Origin of the sequence: Roseivirga spongicola, from assembly GCF_001592965.1 — a bacterium.
Lineage (GTDB): Bacteria > Bacteroidota > Bacteroidia > Cytophagales > Cyclobacteriaceae > Roseivirga > Roseivirga spongicola.
The window spans coordinates 501,123-519,161 of record NZ_LRPC01000001.1 but is presented as its reverse complement, the minus strand read 5'-3'; the positions used below and the strand labels follow the sequence as shown (position 1 = coordinate 519,161).

General features: G+C 41.1%; 15 protein-coding genes. 14 read left to right on the top strand and 1 reads right to left on the bottom strand.

Annotation, left to right across the window (positions count from 1 at the left end; all coding sequences use genetic code 11):
* Positions 1-12: 12 nt before the first annotated feature.
* The gene (locus AWW68_RS02315) at positions 13-735 is read left to right on the top strand and encodes a DUF6503 family protein (protein ID WP_157717494.1); all 723 of its coding nucleotides are present in this window, start codon (positions 13-15) and stop codon (positions 733-735) included.
* Positions 736-873: 138 nt separating this feature from the next.
* Here the strand turns inward: AWW68_RS02315 and AWW68_RS02310 are convergent, their stop codons facing one another.
* Positions 874-1,518, bottom strand: coding sequence for a peptidase associated/transthyretin-like domain-containing protein (locus tag AWW68_RS02310; protein ID WP_068216171.1), 645 nt, complete (start codon positions 1,516-1,518; stop codon positions 874-876).
* Positions 1,519-1,657: 139 nt separating this feature from the next.
* On the opposite strand from AWW68_RS02310, the gene AWW68_RS02305 reads away from it, so the two are divergent.
* The 13 genes from AWW68_RS02305 (at position 1,658) to AWW68_RS02250 (ending at position 18,030) form a co-directional block, all read left to right on the top strand.
* Entirely contained in the window at positions 1,658-2,041 is a 384-nt protein-coding gene (locus tag AWW68_RS02305; protein ID WP_068216169.1) for a metalloregulator ArsR/SmtB family transcription factor, read from the top strand.
* Between the two features lie 2 nt (positions 2,042-2,043).
* Positions 2,044-2,739: a YjjG family noncanonical pyrimidine nucleotidase gene (locus AWW68_RS02300; RefSeq protein WP_068216167.1), complete on the top strand. Its 696-nt coding sequence runs from the start codon at positions 2,044-2,046 to the stop codon at positions 2,737-2,739.
* Positions 2,740-2,816: 77 nt separating this feature from the next.
* Positions 2,817-4,448: an L-glutamate gamma-semialdehyde dehydrogenase gene (gene pruA / locus AWW68_RS02295; protein WP_068216165.1), complete on the top strand. Its 1,632-nt coding sequence runs from the start codon at positions 2,817-2,819 to the stop codon at positions 4,446-4,448.
* A 54-nt stretch (positions 4,449-4,502) separates the two neighbouring features.
* Positions 4,503-4,787, top strand: a complete 285-nt coding sequence (locus AWW68_RS20420) for a DUF6922 domain-containing protein (protein ID WP_394364961.1) — start codon at positions 4,503-4,505, stop codon at positions 4,785-4,787.
* The gene (locus AWW68_RS02290) at positions 4,742-5,359 is read left to right on the top strand and encodes a nucleotidyl transferase AbiEii/AbiGii toxin family protein (RefSeq protein WP_068216163.1); all 618 of its coding nucleotides are present in this window, start codon (positions 4,742-4,744) and stop codon (positions 5,357-5,359) included. Before AWW68_RS20420 ends, AWW68_RS02290 begins: the two co-directional genes overlap by 46 nt.
* Before the next feature lie 7 nt (positions 5,360-5,366).
* Entirely contained in the window at positions 5,367-5,849 is a 483-nt protein-coding gene (locus tag AWW68_RS02285; protein WP_068216161.1) for a DinB family protein, read from the top strand.
* Positions 5,836-6,270 (top strand): PaaI family thioesterase, encoded by a 435-nt coding sequence (locus AWW68_RS02280; RefSeq protein WP_068216159.1) that lies wholly within the window; start codon positions 5,836-5,838, stop codon positions 6,268-6,270. The genes AWW68_RS02285 and AWW68_RS02280 overlap by 14 nt, the downstream gene beginning before the upstream one ends.
* Before the next feature lie 89 nt (positions 6,271-6,359).
* A complete protein-coding gene (locus AWW68_RS02275; RefSeq protein WP_068216157.1) occupies positions 6,360-7,745 on the top strand; it encodes a dipeptidase in 1,386 nt (461 codons plus the stop codon).
* A 12-nt stretch (positions 7,746-7,757) separates the two neighbouring features.
* Positions 7,758-9,767, top strand: a complete 2,010-nt coding sequence (locus tag AWW68_RS02270) for a protein-disulfide reductase DsbD family protein (RefSeq protein WP_068216155.1) — start codon at positions 7,758-7,760, stop codon at positions 9,765-9,767.
* Positions 9,768-9,776: 9 nt separating this feature from the next.
* A complete protein-coding gene (locus AWW68_RS02265; protein WP_068216153.1) occupies positions 9,777-11,972 on the top strand; it encodes a heavy metal translocating P-type ATPase in 2,196 nt (731 codons plus the stop codon).
* Positions 11,973-12,044: 72 nt separating this feature from the next.
* Entirely contained in the window at positions 12,045-13,334 is a 1,290-nt protein-coding gene (locus AWW68_RS02260; RefSeq protein WP_068216146.1) for a peptidoglycan DD-metalloendopeptidase family protein, read from the top strand.
* Between the two features lie 64 nt (positions 13,335-13,398).
* Entirely contained in the window at positions 13,399-15,717 is a 2,319-nt protein-coding gene (locus tag AWW68_RS02255) for a patatin-like phospholipase family protein (RefSeq protein WP_157717493.1), read from the top strand.
* 87 nt (positions 15,718-15,804) lie between these two features.
* The gene (locus AWW68_RS02250; RefSeq protein ID WP_084375544.1) at positions 15,805-18,030 is read left to right on the top strand and encodes an OmpA family protein; all 2,226 of its coding nucleotides are present in this window, start codon (positions 15,805-15,807) and stop codon (positions 18,028-18,030) included.
* Positions 18,031-18,039: the final 9 nt, after the last annotated feature.

Below are 18,039 nucleotides of genomic sequence, written 5' to 3'. Positions count from 1 at the left end.
CTAAATTCAACCATGAGAAATTGCTTATTCATACTTTTTAACATGCTGCTGGCTCTAAATGTCAGTGCTCAGGAGATAACAGGGCAAGAGTTGCTGAATAGAGCCATAGCTTTTCATAATCCCTCAGGCAACTGGAATACTGCCAAAATTGACCTGATTATAGATATGGAAACACAAGGCAATTCTGCAAGAAGAAGCCAAATGACTATAGATAATAAGAAGGGTAGTTTCTATCTGAAAATGCTAAGTAGCGGAAGTCTTTATGAGTATTGGGTAGATAAAAATGATTCTACCGAACTCCTCTACAATTTTATGGCTCCTGATTCGCTCCAAGTAGATTCGCTGAATCTTACCAAAGAAAGAGCACTTAGGTGGAGAGATTACTATACTTACCTCTACGGTTTACCTATGAAGTTGAAGGATCCGGGCACTCAGGTTGATCCGACCGTTCAGAGAATGCAGTTTATGAACCAAGAGGTGCTGGCACTAAAGGTGACTTATGATGCTGCGGTAGGCGAAGATATCTGGTATTTCTACTTCAACCCAGAAACCTATGCCATGGTGGGTTACAGATTCTATCACGATGAAGCAGCCAACGATGGAGAATACATTGTGCTAGAAGGCATGGAAATTCAAAATGGCCTGCGTATTCCTAAAAACCGCACCTGGTATACCAATGCCGATAATAGGTTATTGGGAACTGATTATTTGATTGAGATGAAGGTGAACCGCTAATCTCTAGTTCACACTTGCAGTGCGAACTCATCTTTTACAAGTCGAATGACTCTACAAAGCCGCCTTTGTTGGTCTTGTGACCGACAAACTGATGATTGGTTGCTCGTTGGTGACAACATCAACGAGGAACCACTAATCTTACTTCTTCTTTTTCAGGGAGTTGATAAACTGCGCCCAGGCAAATGGGTTAAGCAGTGGGTTGGTTCTTGGACCAGTACTATTTTGCAGGTTTTGGAACTGCTGGTTCATCATATACCGGTAGTTCATGCTTGGTGAGCCTTCAAGTGGCATAGTTCTTACCAATTCCTGAATAATACCTGGTTCATAGCTGTTCAGTACATTCTCTTGTTCTTGACTAAGGTTCATGGCGAGAATTGCTTCTTTAAATAGCTCTTCAGAAGGGAAAGGATTCACCTCAACATCGGCCAGTTGGGTGACTTCTTCTTCCAAAGCAAAAATAACCGTAGCTCTATCTCCAAGAGAATCTGGAACAACTACTTTCTCATTCTTAAAACCTATGGCACTAATGGTAAGGGTGTCGCCAGCTATAAATGCTTTGCTAAACCAACCTTTGAAGTCGGTAGGGATACCACGGCCTCGCTGATCGTATATATGAACTCCTGGAATAGACATTGTGCTATCTGAGTTCATTACTAAACCAGACACTTGAACCACATGAAGTTTTTCCTGCTCCTGGGCTTGTGCCTTGGCCGATAAAATAGCCGCAAACACAATGGTGAGAAGTGAAATTTTAACAAATGTACTTTTTAGGTTCAATCGCATATTGGTGTTACAAACGTAAAGAAAATCAAATAGATATGCCTGTTTGATGAACTGAACGACACAAACTTAACCAACAGTTAAGGAAAATTGATTGGTGTATTCGATTAATTCTCCCCAAATTAACAAGAATTAACCCGTCATGAGACTTAAGAATTTCAGCCTCACATTTGGTAGCCAAATCTTTAAATCGGTCTCTGAAGAGTCTAGAGTGAGAATCTTACACCTGCTCTACAGAAACGGAGAACTCACCATATCTGATCTGGAGCATATTTTAGAATTTACGCAGACTAAAACTTCAAGGCATGTCACTTACCTAAAGAACTCTGGAATTATTAGTGCCAGAAAAGTAGACCAGTGGGTGTTTTATAGCATTCGAGAAGAGGTGGAGGAGATTATTCACCGCATCTTCGAGTTTTTAGTGAAGGACGGAACTTTGCAGAAAGATCAGCAGACCTATGAAATTTTGGCTTCAAATAGAGAGCTAGCGCAAAATAGATTTAACAATCGGGAGTTCTACAAATAATCTTGGCTTACTACAAACATATTTTCTTCGACCTAGATCATACCCTTTGGGACTATGATGCTAATGCATCGGCTGCCCTTTTCGAGCTGTACGATCATTACAAATTTTCAGATTTAGCCATCTTTACTAAAGAAGAGTTGGTACGGACATTCTTTGAAGTTAATTACGAACTCTGGGGTTTATACAATAACCATAGAATCGGAAGGGGAGATATTCGCAAGAGAAGGTTTCCTCAAATCTTTCAGAAGCTAAGGGCTGATATTAAGCACTTGCCAGAAAACTTGGAGTCTGAGTACATAGGTTTAGCACCAACCAAGCCTGCTGTATTCCCTGATGCCTTTGAGGTGTTAGATTATTTGGCCGGAAAGTACAAGCTGCACCTCATCACCAATGGCTTTAATGATATTCAGCAGACTAAGCTTAAGTATTCCAAACTGGAGCCATACTTTGGTCATGTGGTAACCTCTGAATCGTCTAAGGCCAGAAAGCCAAACAAGAGAATTTTCGAAGTAGCTTTTGAGCTTACAGGAGCTTCAGTTTTTGACTCTATCATGATTGGCGATAATATAGATGCCGATATTGCCGGGGCGCAAGGCATAGACATGGATCACGTTTGGTTTAACCCCAAAAGGGAAGTGCCGAAATTCAAAGTTCAGCATGATATTTCGAACCTTCTACAACTCAAATCCATTCTATAAACAGGGATTGGTTTCCGATCCTTAGGCGAACTCTTATCTTTGCCGCAATAGAAATGTTTAACCATTAAAAGTAAACTATGGCAACAGGTTTTTTTAATGTACCGGTAGCGAAAAATGAACCTATTAACAGCTATGCGCCCGGCACAAAAGAAAGAGCCAGTCTTCAGGCAGCCATTGCCGAGGCTCGTTCTAAACAAATTGACGTTCCAATGTACATCAATGGAGAAGAAGTAAGAACCGATAAAAAGGTGCCTATGTCTCCTCCGCATGATCATCAACATATTTTAGGATATTTTTCTGAAGGAGACGCTTCTCACGTTCAAGCTTCAATAGATGCTGCTTTGGCGGCTAAGAAAGATTGGGCTGCTATGAGTTGGGAAAATAGAGCATCTATTTTCTTGAAAGCTGCCGAGCTAATTGCTGGTCCTTACAGAGATAAAATCAATGCTGCTACCATGTTGGGGCAGTCTAAAAATGCTTTTCAGGCAGAAATTGATTCAGCATGTGAAATCGTTGACTTCTTAAGATTCAACGTTCAGTACATGACTGAGATTTACAAGCAGCAGCCAGACTCTGCAGCAGGAATTTGGAACAGAGTTGAGCAGAGACCATTAGAAGGTTTTGTGTTCGCTTTAACTCCTTTCAACTTTACTGCCATTGCAGGAAACTTGCCAACTGCACCAGCCATGATGGGTAACACTGTAGTTTGGAAACCTGCGTACACTCAGATTTATTCTGCCAATGTATTAATGGAAGTATTCAACGAAGCAGGTGTTCCTCCAGGGGTAATCAACCTATTCTACGTTGATGGTCCAACTGCTGGAGACATCATCTTCAAGCACAAAGATTTTGGTGGAATCCACTTTACAGGTAGTACTGCAGTATTCCAACATATTTGGAAGACCATCGGTGAGAATATTTACAACTACAGATCTTACCCAAGAATTGTAGGTGAAACTGGTGGAAAAGATTTCATTATGGTGCATGAGTCGGCTAAAGCTAAGCAAGTAGCTACTGCCATCACCAGAGGTGCTTTCGAATTCCAAGGCCAGAAATGTTCTGCAGCTTCTAGAGCTTACATTCCGTCTAACCTTTGGGAAGATGTGAAGAAGTACGTTCAGGAAGACCTGAAGACTTTCAAAATGGGTGGAACTGAAGACTTCTCTAACTTCATCAACGCGGTAATCGATGAGAAAGCTTTTGACAGAATTGCTAAATACATCGATGAAGCTAAGGCAAGCGATAAAGTAGAAGTAATTGCTGGTGGAAACCACGATAAGTCGAAAGGTTACTTTGTAGAGCCAACTGTGTTGTTGACTACTGATCCGAAGTACACGACTATGTGCGAAGAAATCTTCGGCCCGGTGATCACCATCTATGTATATGAGCCAAATGACTACGAAGCTACATTGAAGTTGGTTGACGAGACTTCTCCATACGCATTGACAGGTGCTATCTTCTCACAAGACAGATATGCATTAGAAGTAGCAGTAAAAGCGCTAGAGCAATCTGCTGGTAACTTCTACATCAATGACAAACCAACAGGAGCAGTTGTAGGTCAGCAGCCGTTTGGTGGAGCAAGAGGTTCTGGAACTAATGATAAAGCTGGTTCAATGATTAACTTATTGAGATGGGTGTCTCCAAGATTGATCAAAGAAACATTCGTTACACCAGAAGATTACAGATATCCTTTCTTAGGAGAAGATTAAGATTGATAAATGAAGCCAGCTTAACCGCTGGCTTTTCTTTTTGTATCTTTCGGTATGCATTTGAGCGAAAATCTTTTTTGGGATGTAGATAAAAGTGACCTGTCCTATGAAAAACATAGTGGGTTCATTATTGCTCGTGTTTTCACAAAAGGAGATTGGAGTGATTTTAAGCAGGTGCTCAATTACTACGGAAGGGATAAGTGCCTCAGCGCACTCAAGAATACACGCTACCTCGATCCAAAAACGCTTTCGTTTTGCTCACATTATTTTGGAATAGACAAATCTGAATTTAGATGCTTCAGAGAAAGACAGTTGAGTCCGGCACCCTGGAATTATTGAATGCTTTAATGCAATTGGAATCACTGTCTGATTTTGCTCTAGGTGGAGGGACTGCCTTAGCTCTTAAGTTTGGGCATAGAGTTTCGATCGATTTGGATTTGTTTTCAGTCAATGAGTTTGATTATGAGTCTACATTAAACTCAATTCGAAATGGGTTAGAAAGTGAAGTTTTAGTTCAGGGAAAAGCAAAAAACACTTTGAACCTGACCATCAATGGAATTAAAGTAGACTGTTTATCTCACAGATATCCTAGTTTAGGTGAAAACTCAACTACTGAAGGTGTTAGGTTTTTGAGTATTGAAGACATCGCTGCAATGAAACTGTCAGCTGTAGCTCAAAGAGGTTCCAAGAAAGATTTTTACGATTTAGCGGAATTATTAAAGCATTACGCTCTTAAAGAATTGACCCAGTTCTATTTTTCAAAATACGGGGAAGAAAATCAGTTTTACTTACTCAAGTCATTGAGTTATTTTGACGATGCTGAAGAAGAGCCGTTACCAAGACCTTTGAATGCTATGACGTGGGACGATGTGAAGTCTCATATTATAGAAGCAATTCAAAAAATGAAATAAGATAAGCATGGAAATAACATCAGCAGAACAGTATTTGCAAGAAGACGCAACTGGTAGTTTGGCCGAATTGACAACGGATCACTCAGCAGCTTGGGGTAAAATGACGCCTCAGCATATGGTGGAGCATTTGATCATTACTTTCAAGATGTCAATAGGTAAAATCAATATTCCGATTATCACTAAAGAAGAAGATTGGCCAAAGACAAAAGCTTATCTGATGAAGGATAGCCCAATGAGAAGGAATGTGCCTTCCCCTGTTGGTAATAATGACCTGCTGCCATTACGTTTTCCTGATTTGGAGTCGGCCAAGGCTAAGTTGTTGCAAGAGCGAGATTCCTTTCTTCAGTTTGTAAAAGAAAAGCCTGACTTTTTGGCTAACCATCCTTTTGGTGGTCCTATGAATGCAGAAGAATGGCTACTTTTCCATCGTAAACACTTCAAACATCACTTTATCCAATTCGGACTTATCCCTGATTATGAACAAAACTGAGCATTACGACTTTCTGGTTAAGCTTTTTCATTCTGCACCTATTAACAAAACCATTTTTGTTGGTTCAGATATGTCATTGTCAGATGGAGAAGCCAAGTATGAGCTAACAGTAAAGGAGGAGTTTTTTCATGGTGGAGAAGCCATGCATGGTGCCATTTACTTTAAGCTCTTAGATGATGCCGCCTACTTTGCCTGTGCCACAGAAGTAGACGACTATTTTCTGGTGACCAAGTCTTATCAGATTGAATTCGTTCGGCCAGTAATGGGAGGAAAACTAACAGCTAAAGGGAAACTACTTAAAGCCGATGAAAATGGTTTCCTGGCTTCTTCTGAAATATTGAATGAAGAAGGAAAGGTGGTAGGAAAAGGTGAAGGAATCTTTGTGAAGAGTAGAAAACCTATGCCTAAGCTGAAAGATTAATTCAGTCTTGTCGGCTAAAAGTTAAACTTCTGATCATCGGCCTTTAATTTCATTAGCAATCGATTAAATTGCGCTGAAACGGAGGAAATATGAGCGGAACACAAGATTTTATCAATCAGAATAAAGATAGATTTCTAGAGGAGCTTTTAGACTTATTGAGGATACCTTCAGTAAGTGCAGATAGCCGACATAAGGCTGATGTAAAAAGGGCAGCTGAGTTTATTCAGACAAAATTGACCGAAGCTGGAGCAGATAGAGCTGAAATCTATGAAACTAAAGGCCATCCAATTGTTTATGGCGAAAAGATAGTGGGTTCAAATGTGCCAACCGTACTGGTGTATGGGCACTATGACGTTCAGCCGCCAGATCCATTAGATTTATGGGATTCTCCTCCCTTCGAACCAGTAATTAAGAAAACAGATATTCACCCAGAAGGGGCCATTTTTGCACGTGGTTCATGTGACGATAAGGGGCAAATGTACATGCATGTAAAGGCTTTTGAGGCTATGATGGCAGGAGGCGAACTAGCATGTAACATTAAATTTATTATTGAAGGAGAAGAAGAGGTGGGCTCAGATAACCTCGAGATTTTCCTAGAGGAGCATAAAGAGATGCTGGCTAATGACATTGTGCTGGTTTCAGATACTGGAATTATTGCCAATGATGTGCCTTCAATAACCGTTGGTTTGAGAGGTCTTAGCTACCTAGAAATTGAAGTAACGGGTCCGAACAGAGATCTTCACTCTGGTCTTTATGGTGGAGCGGTGCCAAACCCAATCAATGTGCTTTCAGAAATGATTGCTTCATTGAAAGATGAGAAAAAACGAATCAATATTCCGGGCTTCTACAACGATGTGCTCGAACTGACAGCAGAAGAAAGAGCCGCTATGGCTAGAGCTCCTTTCAGTTTAGAAGCATATAAAAAATCTATCGGCTTAAGTGATGTAGAAGGTGAAGAAGGCTACTCTACTATGGAACGCGCTTCAATTCGCCCGACATTAGATGTTAACGGAATTTGGGGTGGCTACACTGGCGAAGGTGCCAAAACGGTAATCGCTTCTAAAGCTTACGCGAAAATTTCCATGCGCTTGGTGCCACATCAAGACCCAGATAAAATTACGGAGTTATTCCAAAATCATTTCGAGTCAATTGCGCCACCATCAGTAAAGGTTAAAGTGACTCCTCACCACGGAGCATTACCTGCTGTTACTCCTACTGATTCTCCGGCATATTTGGCAGCTGCCAAAGCTATGAAGGAGACTTTCGGAAAAGAGCCTGTTCCTTTCAGGGGAGGTGGATCTATTCCTATAGTTGCTTTGTTCGAACAAATACTGGACAGCAAAACGGTGTTAATGGGCTTTGGTTTGGATTCGGATGCTATTCACTCGCCCAATGAGCACTATGGTTTGTTCAATTATTACAAGGGAATTGAAACTATTCCTCTGTTCTACAAGTACTTTGCAGAGATGAAGTAATAATCATACAGAATGAAAAGATCAGGAATTTTACTCTTCGCCATTTGGCTGATAACAAGTTTTCAGGTATTTGCTCAGTTCAAAACAACCACAAATTGGTCGTTCGATGCTTCTAAAACAGAAGTTCAGACTGGCGATGAAATAGAGCTCATCTTCAAGGTGAAGATTATTCCTGATTGGTATCTGTACTCCAGCGATATCGATCCTGATGTTGGCCCAATGGTCACCGAAGCTGAATATGAAACAAATGACAGCTTCGAGGTTATTGGAGGGTTAATTCCTGTAGACGCCAAGGAAAAGTATGATGAAATCTGGGGAACTGATGTCACTTATTTTGAAGGAAAGGGAGAGTTCAGGCAGAAGATTAGGGTACTGAAGAAAGACTTGGATATCAGAGGTTCTCTGACTTTCCAGACTTGTACGGATATCGATGGTCAGTGTATTCCTGGAGGTGCAGATTTCGACTTTAACTTTATCAAAGTCACAGGGGGCGAAGACCAAAAGGCACAAAATGATTATAGTGATTTATTAGAGGCTGAAGGAGGAGAATCGCTTTGGGGCTTCTTTCTCGCTGCATTTCTATTTGGCTTAGCTGCATTGCTAACGCCTTGCGTTTTCCCGATGATCCCTATGACGGTGGCTTTCTTCACTAATAGCTCTCAGTCGAAAAAACAGGCTAGGGTAAAAGCAACCACTTATGGGCTCTCCATCATCTTAATCTACATTTTGGTGGGCCTAATCTTCACAAGTTTCTTTGGTGTAGGGTTGGCCAACGATCTGGCTACTGGAGCGATAGCGAATATTATCTTCTTTGCTGTGTTCCTCATTTTTGCCATTTCATTCTTCGGTTATTTCGAGATCAACCTGCCGACAGGCTTTGTGAACAAAATGGATAAGAATGCCAATAAGGGCGGATTCCTTGGAGTGTTCTTTATGGCTTTCACTTTGGTGCTGGTTTCATTCTCATGTACTGGCCCGATTGTCGGAACTGTATTGATTGAGTCTTTTCAAGGGGCGAAAATCAAGCCCTTGGTAGGGATGCTAGGCTTCTCATCGGCCTTTGCTATTCCTTTTACCGTGTTCGCTTTCTTCCCAGGTATGTTAAAGGATTTACCGAAATCTGGAGGCTGGTTAAATTCAGTTAAAGTGGTTCTCGGATTCATAGAATTGGCTTTAGGTTTCAAGTTCTTAAGCGTAGCTGACCAGGCCTACCACTGGGGATTATTAGATAGAGAGATATACATCGCCATCTGGTTTGTACTAGCGCTTGGTTTGGCACTTTATCTCTTCGGTGTAATCAAATTCCCTCATGATTATAAAAAGACAAAGCTTCAACCGCTTAGATTGGGTGTAGCTGTTGCTTCGCTAGCTTTTGCGGTTTATTTGTTCACTGGCTTTACTGGCGCACCACTCAATGGCTTGGCAGGTTACCTTCCGCCAGATAAAAAAGCAGACTTTTCGTTTGCGGTAGCCATGGGCTTAGAAGAAGCTCCTGAAGAATTTCAAGTGGCACCAGTGGGTTATGACGGTGAAGTAAAGCATGCCGATTTCCTTGAGCTGCCTCACAACTTGAGAGGCTTCTTTGATTATGAGCAAGCTATGGATTATGCTCAAGAACAAGGTAAACCCGTGTTTATCGATTTCACGGGGCATGGCTGTGTAAACTGTCGAAAAATGGAGCAGTATGTTTGGTCGGCTCCTGAAGTGCTCAATATTCTCAGAAATGATTATGTGGTTTTAGCGCTTTATGTAGATGATAAAACTGAGCTGCCTGAGTCAGAATGGTACACATCTAGCTTCGATGGTAAAGTGAAGAAAACAGTTGGTAAGCAGAATTTCGATTTTCAAATTACCCAGTTCAACGGGAACGCACAACCCTATTATGTGTTGTTAGATACAAATGAGCAACCTTTGGTGGCACCACTCTCATACGACCCAAGTGTTGAGAATTTTGTTGAGTTTCTTGAAAATGGCAAAGCCGAATTTGAAAGAAGAACGAGTGCCACAGCGTTGTCTAACTAGACAAAAGCCATGGCAGACAAAATAAGCTTGAAAAAGCAACTCCCCGTAGAAGGAATGACCTGCGCAGCTTGCGCAAGCACAGTAGAGAAAACTCTTCAAAAAGCACCTCATGTGGTTTCGGCCAGTGTTAACTACGCTACTCACAAGGTAACTCTAGAAGTAGATGATCAGGCAAACCTGAAAGAGCTGAAGAAACTAGTAAAGAATGCTGGCTATAGCCTGATTCTGGAAGATGAAGTGGCCAAATCGGCAGATGAAAAACTAAAAGATATCAGAAGAAAGCTTGTTGTAGCCTTGCCCTTATCACTGATAGTTATGGTCCTATCCATGTTTGTTGGTGACTTTGCTTACAAGAACTTCATTCTTTTAGCACTTACTCTCCCCGTACTTTTCTATTCTGGTTTGCATTTCTTTTTGGGTGCTTTCAAACTGGCATCAAAGCTCCAAACCAATATGGATACGCTGATCGCTAGTGGTACTGGAGCAGCTTTCACCTATAGTTTGATCAATACCCTGGCCCCAGGCTGGATTGAAAGCTTGGGCCTTCAAGTTCATGTTTATTATGAATCTGCAGCGGTAATTATCGCCTTTATTCTCTTAGGTAAATTCCTCGAAGAGCGAGCAAAGTCAAAATCTTCGGCAGCTATTGAGCAACTCTACAAGCTTCAGGCTAAAAGTGCTATCAGGCTTGAAAACGGCAAAGAAAGAGAGGTTCCTTTAGACGAAGTTGAAATTGGAGATTTACTAATTATCAAAGCTGGAGACCGAGTTCCAGTAGATGGAAGCATAGACAACGGTTCAGGCGTGCTGGATGAAAGCATGCTTACTGGAGAATCAGTTCCTGTAGAAAAACAGAAGGATGATCTGGTGAAGGCTGGTACTTTGCTTAAAAATGGAACGCTTACCATTAAGGCTGAAAACCTGGGTTCTGATACTGCTTTAGGCCAGATCATTCAAATGGTGTCTGATGCTATGGGTTCTAAAGCTCCTGCTCAGAAACTGGCAGATAAGATTTCTTCCATTTTCGTACCTGTGGTTTTGGTTTTGGCTGTCGCCACTTTCATTATCTGGTACAGCCTAGGTAGTGAAAACGCTTTCGCAATGGCCTTCGTGAATACCTTTAGTGTGCTAATTATTGCTTGTCCTTGTGCTCTCGGTTTGGCTACGCCAACAGCTATTATGGTTGGAGTTGGTAAAGCGGCTTCAAAAGGAATACTAATCAAGAATGCTGAAACACTCGAGAAACCAAAGTCTATTAAGGCCTTGCTGTTTGATAAAACTGGTACAATATCTAAAGGTAAGCTAGAGGTAGTTTTGGAAAAGCTCTTTTTTGAAGATGGTGATAGACTTCACCTCTTAAGCATTTTGAATGGAATGGAGTCGCAATCTCACCACCCAATGGCCGATGCTGTGACTCAATATCTGAACGGAAAGTATTCTCTTCTTCCATTTATGATCAATAAGGTCGATACTGTTTCCGGTGTCGGTCTGAAAGCACAAATCGATAATGAGGAATATAGAATTACTGGTTTAAGTGAGCTTGAGAATTTAGATGAGGAGAAGTCTAAGCTTGTCAAGGAGTTAAAAACTGAAGGCAGGTCGGTTGTAGCGTTTTGGAGGAATGAAGAGTTGTTAGCGCTTTATGGCTTGCATGACAATATTAAGCCAGAAACGAAAAGCGCTGTAGAGGCATTGAAGAAAAAGGGTTTACACTTAGAGGTACTCTCTGGAGACCATGAAGCAGCTGTTGCCGCTGTAGCACATGATTCCGGTATTTCAGAATTCAAAGGGGGCTTGCTTCCAGAAGATAAGTTGAAGTACTTAAAAGAGGTGCAGCAAAAATACGGACCGACCGCTTTTGTAGGTGACGGTATAAATGATGCCCCTGCCCTTGCTCTAGCCGATTTAGGAATAGCTATGAGTACAGGAACGGATGTAGCTATTGAAAGTGCAGATGTAACTCTCATGTCGGGAGATATTAGTAAGATCAGTGAATTCTTTAGGCTTTCTAATCTCATCAGCTCCACTATGAAGCAAAATCTGTTTTGGGCCTTTGTTTACAATGTCATTGCCATACCTATTGCTGCTGGAGTGCTTTATCCTGTTAATGGGTTCTTGCTAAACCCTATGATTGCTGGGGCAGCCATGGCCTTTTCTTCTCTAAGTGTGGTACTTAACAGTTTGAGACTCAAGGTGCGGAAGTAAGCCTTCCTTCACTTTTTTCATCTTTTTTCGCAGAAATCCTTTACTTTGTCGTTAAGCTCAAAAATAAGGTTAATGAATAAAAAAATTGCGGGTATCGCGGGGACAGCATTAGTAGCAGTCGCAGTAACATTTTTCATCTTTAAATCACAGAATAATGAGGTAGCAGACCCAGAGTTCTTCGATGAACTTCCGGAAGCTTCGATTGAAGAGCCAGTTGAGCCACAGTTTAAGTTTGGTATTCCATTAGACCTCTATGAGGTAGAAGAAGGAAAGATTAAAAGAAATCAGACTTTCGCAGATATTCTGTTACCATTCAACTTAAGTCATCAAGACATTTATTCTATCGATAGAATATCTAAAGATGTTCATAGCGCTAGAAACTTGGTTGTAGGAAAGCCATACAGCATTTTCTATACTAACGATTCCATTAAAACAGCCTCCTATTTTGTCTATGAGCCTAACAATACGGAGTATGTTATTTACCAGCTATCTGATTCGCTAGCAGTTTACAAAGAGACCAGAGAAATTGAAGTGGTAGAAAAAACTATGGCAGGCTTGATCACGGTTTCGCTAGATCACTCAATTCGAGAGCAAGGTGGCTCTGCAGCTTTAGTCAATGCAGTGGCAGATCTTTACGGCTGGCAAATAGACATGAAAACCCTCTTTAAAGGAGATTGGTTTAAGGTGGTTTACGAAGAAAAACTGGTAGATGGTAAGTCAGTAGGTATTGGTAATATCATTGGTGCTGAATTCAACCACCGTAATAATGATTACAAGGCTTATGCCTTTGATCAAGGTGATGGACTCAATTACTTTGATGAATTGGGTATGAGTAACCAAAAGGCGTTTTTACGTTACCCAGTTGAGTTTTCAAGAATATCTTCTCGATATAATCCGAATAGGTTTCACCCAGTGTTGAAGAGAAGAACTCCTCACTTAGGAACTGATTTTGCTGCAGGAAGAGGAACTCCAATTAAAGCAGCAGGTGACGGAATCATCACTGAAAGAGGTTATACCAAAGGGAATGGAAACTACGTAAAGATTAAGCATAACTCTACTTACACTACTGGTTATTTGCATATGAGTAAGTTCAGCAACCTGAAAAAAGGTCAAAGAGTGAAAAAGGGAGATGTAATAGGCTATGTAGGAAAAACGGGTCTAGCCACAGGCTACCACCTTTGTTTCAGGTTCTGGAAAAGAGGTCAGCAAGTTGATTTCTTGGCAGAAGACCTTCCTTCAGAAACTCACTTAAAAGAAGATCAGATGATTAAGTTTGAAACTGTAGTTCAACTTACAGACAAAAAACTTAATGACATTGTCGCTCCTTGGGCCGAATCTGGCATAACGGCCAGTAACGAGTAGTTTGTTAAAGATTTCTTATACAGAAGCAGGGTTTTGCCCTGCTTTTTTCGTTTATCTTGGTGCTATGAAAAGGGTGCTGCTGCTATCTCTATTGTTTATGCCTTTAATGTCCTTAGGTCAGCAAAAGGTAGGTCTTGTTTTGAGTGGTGGTGGAGCCAAAGGCCTGGCACATATTGGCGTTATCAAAGCGCTTGAAGAGAATGATATTCCCATAGACTACGTGGTTGGCACATCTATGGGGGCGGTTGTTGGAGCATTCTATGCGGCAGGTTATAGCCCAGAAGAACTACAGATGATTGTAGAAGAGCCCTCTTTTCAACACTGGATTGACGGCACCTCTACAGAACGCTACCAATACAATTACACCAAAAGAGAAGATAATGCCTCTTGGTTGTCACTAGACCTTATCATAGATCCAAGAACTGGTGCTCAGCTAAACTCTCCCTTAGCTAATGACCTGATCATTAATTTCGTCTTAAACGAATACCTTACTCAAGCTGCACAGGCTTCTAATTTTGATTTCACAAAAATGATGGTGCCTTATAAGGCTATTGCTGCTGACGTGTTCACCCAGCAAACATTGGCATTAGACTCGGGTTCGATAATGAAAGCGGTAAGGTCATCTATGGCGGTGCCATTTTTTTACAGACCTATTAAAAACAACGATCAATATCTCTTTGATGGGGGGATATATGACAACTTTCCAGTAGACATTATGAAACGGGATTTTAGTCCCGATGTAGTCATAGGCTCCAATGTGGCTACCAAGCTTAGTGAGACATACCCTTTCGATACTGACGACCAAATTATCAATGATGCTTTGCTCTTTATGTTTTTGGATAAAACAAACCCGAATGTTTTGGGTGAAGGCGATGTATACGTAGAGCCAGACATACAGTCTAACTTTAGTGCCGTAGACTTCGACCAGGTTGAGGCGCTGATAGATTCTGGCTATACTGCTGCGCTGAGAAAGATACCTGAGCTTAGAGAAAAGATTCAGGGTAGAAGAAACAAGGCTCAGGTTGAGCTGACCAGAAGAGATTTTCATCAAAAATTCAGTCCGTACTCTTTTTATGATCTCCATCTATTCGGGTTCTCTAGCGATCAGGAAAAATTCGTTAGAAAGCTCATCAATTTTAAAGATGGACGTAAAACTGTAACTCAAATTAGTAGGGCTTACTTTCAGCTTGTATCGGAGCCATACTTTAAGAATGTCTATCCTAATTTTACATATAATGAAGAGGAACAGGCGTATGTTTTAGAACTTTACTTGAAGTCTACAGCTCAAAACGCTCTTACTGTGCAGTTTGGAGGTAATATATCTACAAGAGAAGTATCTACTTTACAACTCGGTGCTGAACTTAACTCTTTCAAGCGAAAGCTCAATACCTACAAAGTAATGCTTTCTACAGGCAGGTTTTATGAAGCTGTCAACCTTTCAACTCGATTCAATATTAACCCAAAAACAAGGTTTTTTATTCAACCTGACTACCAGTATAATCACTGGGACTACTTAAGTACCGAAGACATTTTTGATGAGCAGAGTGATCCACTGATTCTCGATAGAATAGATAGGAGAGTGGGTGGAATAATAGGTATTGGCACTGAAGGTAGAAGTGTGCTGACCTTGGAGAATGGATTGATCAGGAACAGAGATGAGTTTAGTAATACCATCGATCTTTCGTCAGATGATAAGCTAGATGTATTCAAGCTGAGAGGCTTTAGGTCTAAGCTCGCTTTTGAAAGAAATAGTCTGAACAAAAAGCAGTTCCCAACAGTGGGTACGCGTTTCTATACTGGAGTTAAATTCATTGGCAGCTCCATAGACTACACTGCCGGAACAACTTCTGCTGAATACAACACGAATAACCCTATAACACTTTCGAGTAATGAAAACTGGTTTGAGTTTTCCATGAGTTTCGATGAGTACAGCAAAGTAACCGAACGCTATTCTTTTGGTTGGTTGTTCGAGGCAACTTACTCTACCATGTCGCCATTGGATAACTACCGAAGCACACTCATTTACACTCCGTCATTTGAGCCAATGTTCGATTCGGAAACATACTTCTTAGATAATTTCAGAGCTCCTGGCTATGTTGGGGCTGGCATGAAGCACCTTTGGCATTTGGGAGGAAGCTTTGATTTTCGCCTAGAACTTTATGGCTTTTTACCATTCAGAACCTTTAATGAGGGTATAACACAAGAGGCTGAAATAGAGATGGGCTTTCAAACGCCACAGTTCAAAGGTATGGGGGCGCTCATTTACGATACGGTGGTTGGTCCGCTAAGTGCCAGAATTAATTACATTCAAGGAAATAGTGCTCCAATAGGACTGATGTTGTCATTTGGTTATCTTATTTTTAATGAGAAATCACACGAATAGCTATTAATACGCTGTTTGAAGAATGATAATCGCTACTAATCGTTAAAATTGGCTATTTTTAGATCACGTTCAGACGTGTATCTCACCATGAAACACTTACTAAGTATACTATTCATAGTATGCACTTATTTTTCATTAAGTGCTCAAACAACAGTGCAGTGGGCAACACAGGTAGAAGAAGTCTCTTCTGAATTCACGGAGCTGGAAAATTCTTCCAGACAAGCACTACTTAAGCCAAATATTTTACCTGCTGGAGGGAGCAATCCAAATGCTTGGAGGCCTTTTAAGCCTAATACTACTGAGTATATAAAAGTGGGATTTGAATTGCCCATGCCCATAGAGCAGATTGCCATTGGAGAAACCTACAATCCAGGGGCTATTAGTCAGGTGTTTCTTTATGACCCTGAAGGAAACGAATATAAAGTGTACGATCAGCCTGCGGGTCCTGTTCGCGAGCGCTGGAGAATGTTTCGCATATTTTTAGAGAAGACTTCTTACAATGTTTCAGCAGTAAAAGTTGTGCTCGATGGTGCCAAGGTAGATGGATTTAGCGATATAGATTGTATTGGCGTTTCAAACTCAAAAACACCCATCGAGGCTAGAATTAATCTGATGCCGAATATTAACACAAAGCTTCAGGTGTATAGGTTGAACGATCTGGTAAATAGTGATAAGCGTGAGATAAAACCTTTGCTTACCAAAGATGAACAAACACTTTATTTCAGTAGAAGGGGGCACGAAGGCAATGTTGGTGGTCTAGATGATCTGGAAGATATCTGGTATTCTGACTTTGATAAAAAAACTAATGACTGGGGCTTAGCTTACAATATAGGAGAGCCTTTGAATAACCTCGACCCTAACTTTATAAGTGCTTTTCTTCAAGAAGATGAGGAGCTCATCATTCTAGGTAATGAATACCTGAAGGGTGGAATGAATTATGGTTTGTCTAAGAGTAGAAGGTTAGATAAAACTACCTGGACTTACCCACAAAACCTTAAGATTTACAATGACTTAAACGTGCATGAAAACGTTAACTTCTGGCTTACTCCAGATAGTGAGGTGCTGATAATTTCAGAAGAAGGAAGAGGTACAGAAGGGCAAAGAGATCTCTATGTGAGTTTTCAGCAGAAAGATGGCGTATGGACAGAGCCAGTGCACATGGGGCCAGTAATTAACACAGCTGGTGAAGAGGAAGGACCGTTCTTGATGCCAGATAAGAAAACCCTGATTTTTACCTCAAATGGCCACAGTGGGTATGGAAAGAAAGATCTTTTTATGACTCGTAGGCTGGATAATTCTTGGCAAAGTTGGACAGAGCCCGAAAATCTTGGTCCAGTGGTCAATTCTGAGGTAGACGATATGTTCTTGTTCATTCCAAAGAATGGAGGCTTCGGTTACTTCTGTAGAGAGGTTGAAGGGAATGATTTAGACATTCATTCATTCACTCTTCCGTTGGTTTCTCGTCAAATACGCTTGGTGTCTTTATGTGGCAGAATAGTAGATCCTGAAACTCAAGAGCCGTTAGATGCAGAAGTGGTTTTTTCTAGGCTTAGAGATGGTGTTGAGGTAGGACGAGTGAGAACAGATGCAGGAGGAAATTATTGTATTGAACTGCCAGCAGATGAAATTTATAGTTACAGAGCAGAAATACCAGGCTATGTGCCAGTGGGTTCAACCATAGACTTGTTAGATGTTTCTGATCTGAATGTTTATGCGGTTTCGCTTGACAGACTAGATTTGGACAGTGCTAGAGTAGCTTTGGGTGAGCCTATTGAAGTACCCCAAGACGTTGCGAAGGCGGTGGCAATTACTTTGGCCTTACCAGAAATTGAGCGAGATACCTTTGCAGTATTAAACGCGCAAAGAAGAGAGCTGGGTTTACCAGAACTTAGCCAAAATACAATCATTTCTAATGCAGCTACACCAACTGTTTATGCCACTCCACAAATTGTGAAAGCCGCAGCAGGTACATCGTTTATTATCAGAAATGTGTTCTTCGATTTCGATAAAGATTTACTCAAGGAGCAATCATGGATTGAAATGCGTAACCTAGCGAAGTTCATGAATGACTACCCTAACTCCATTGTAGAGTTGGGAGGGCATACCGATAGCTATGGAACAGATGCCTACAATGTAGATTTATCTTTCAGAAGGGTAGAAGCTGTTAGAAAGGGGCTGGCTACCTTGGGAATCGATGAAGAGAGGTTGCGCTTTGTTTGGTATGGAGAAACAATTCCTATTGCTTCAAATAGAACTAGAATGGGGCGCGCTTTAAATAGAAGGGTAGAGTTTAAAATTTTAAAGCTAGACTAGAAGTCTAGC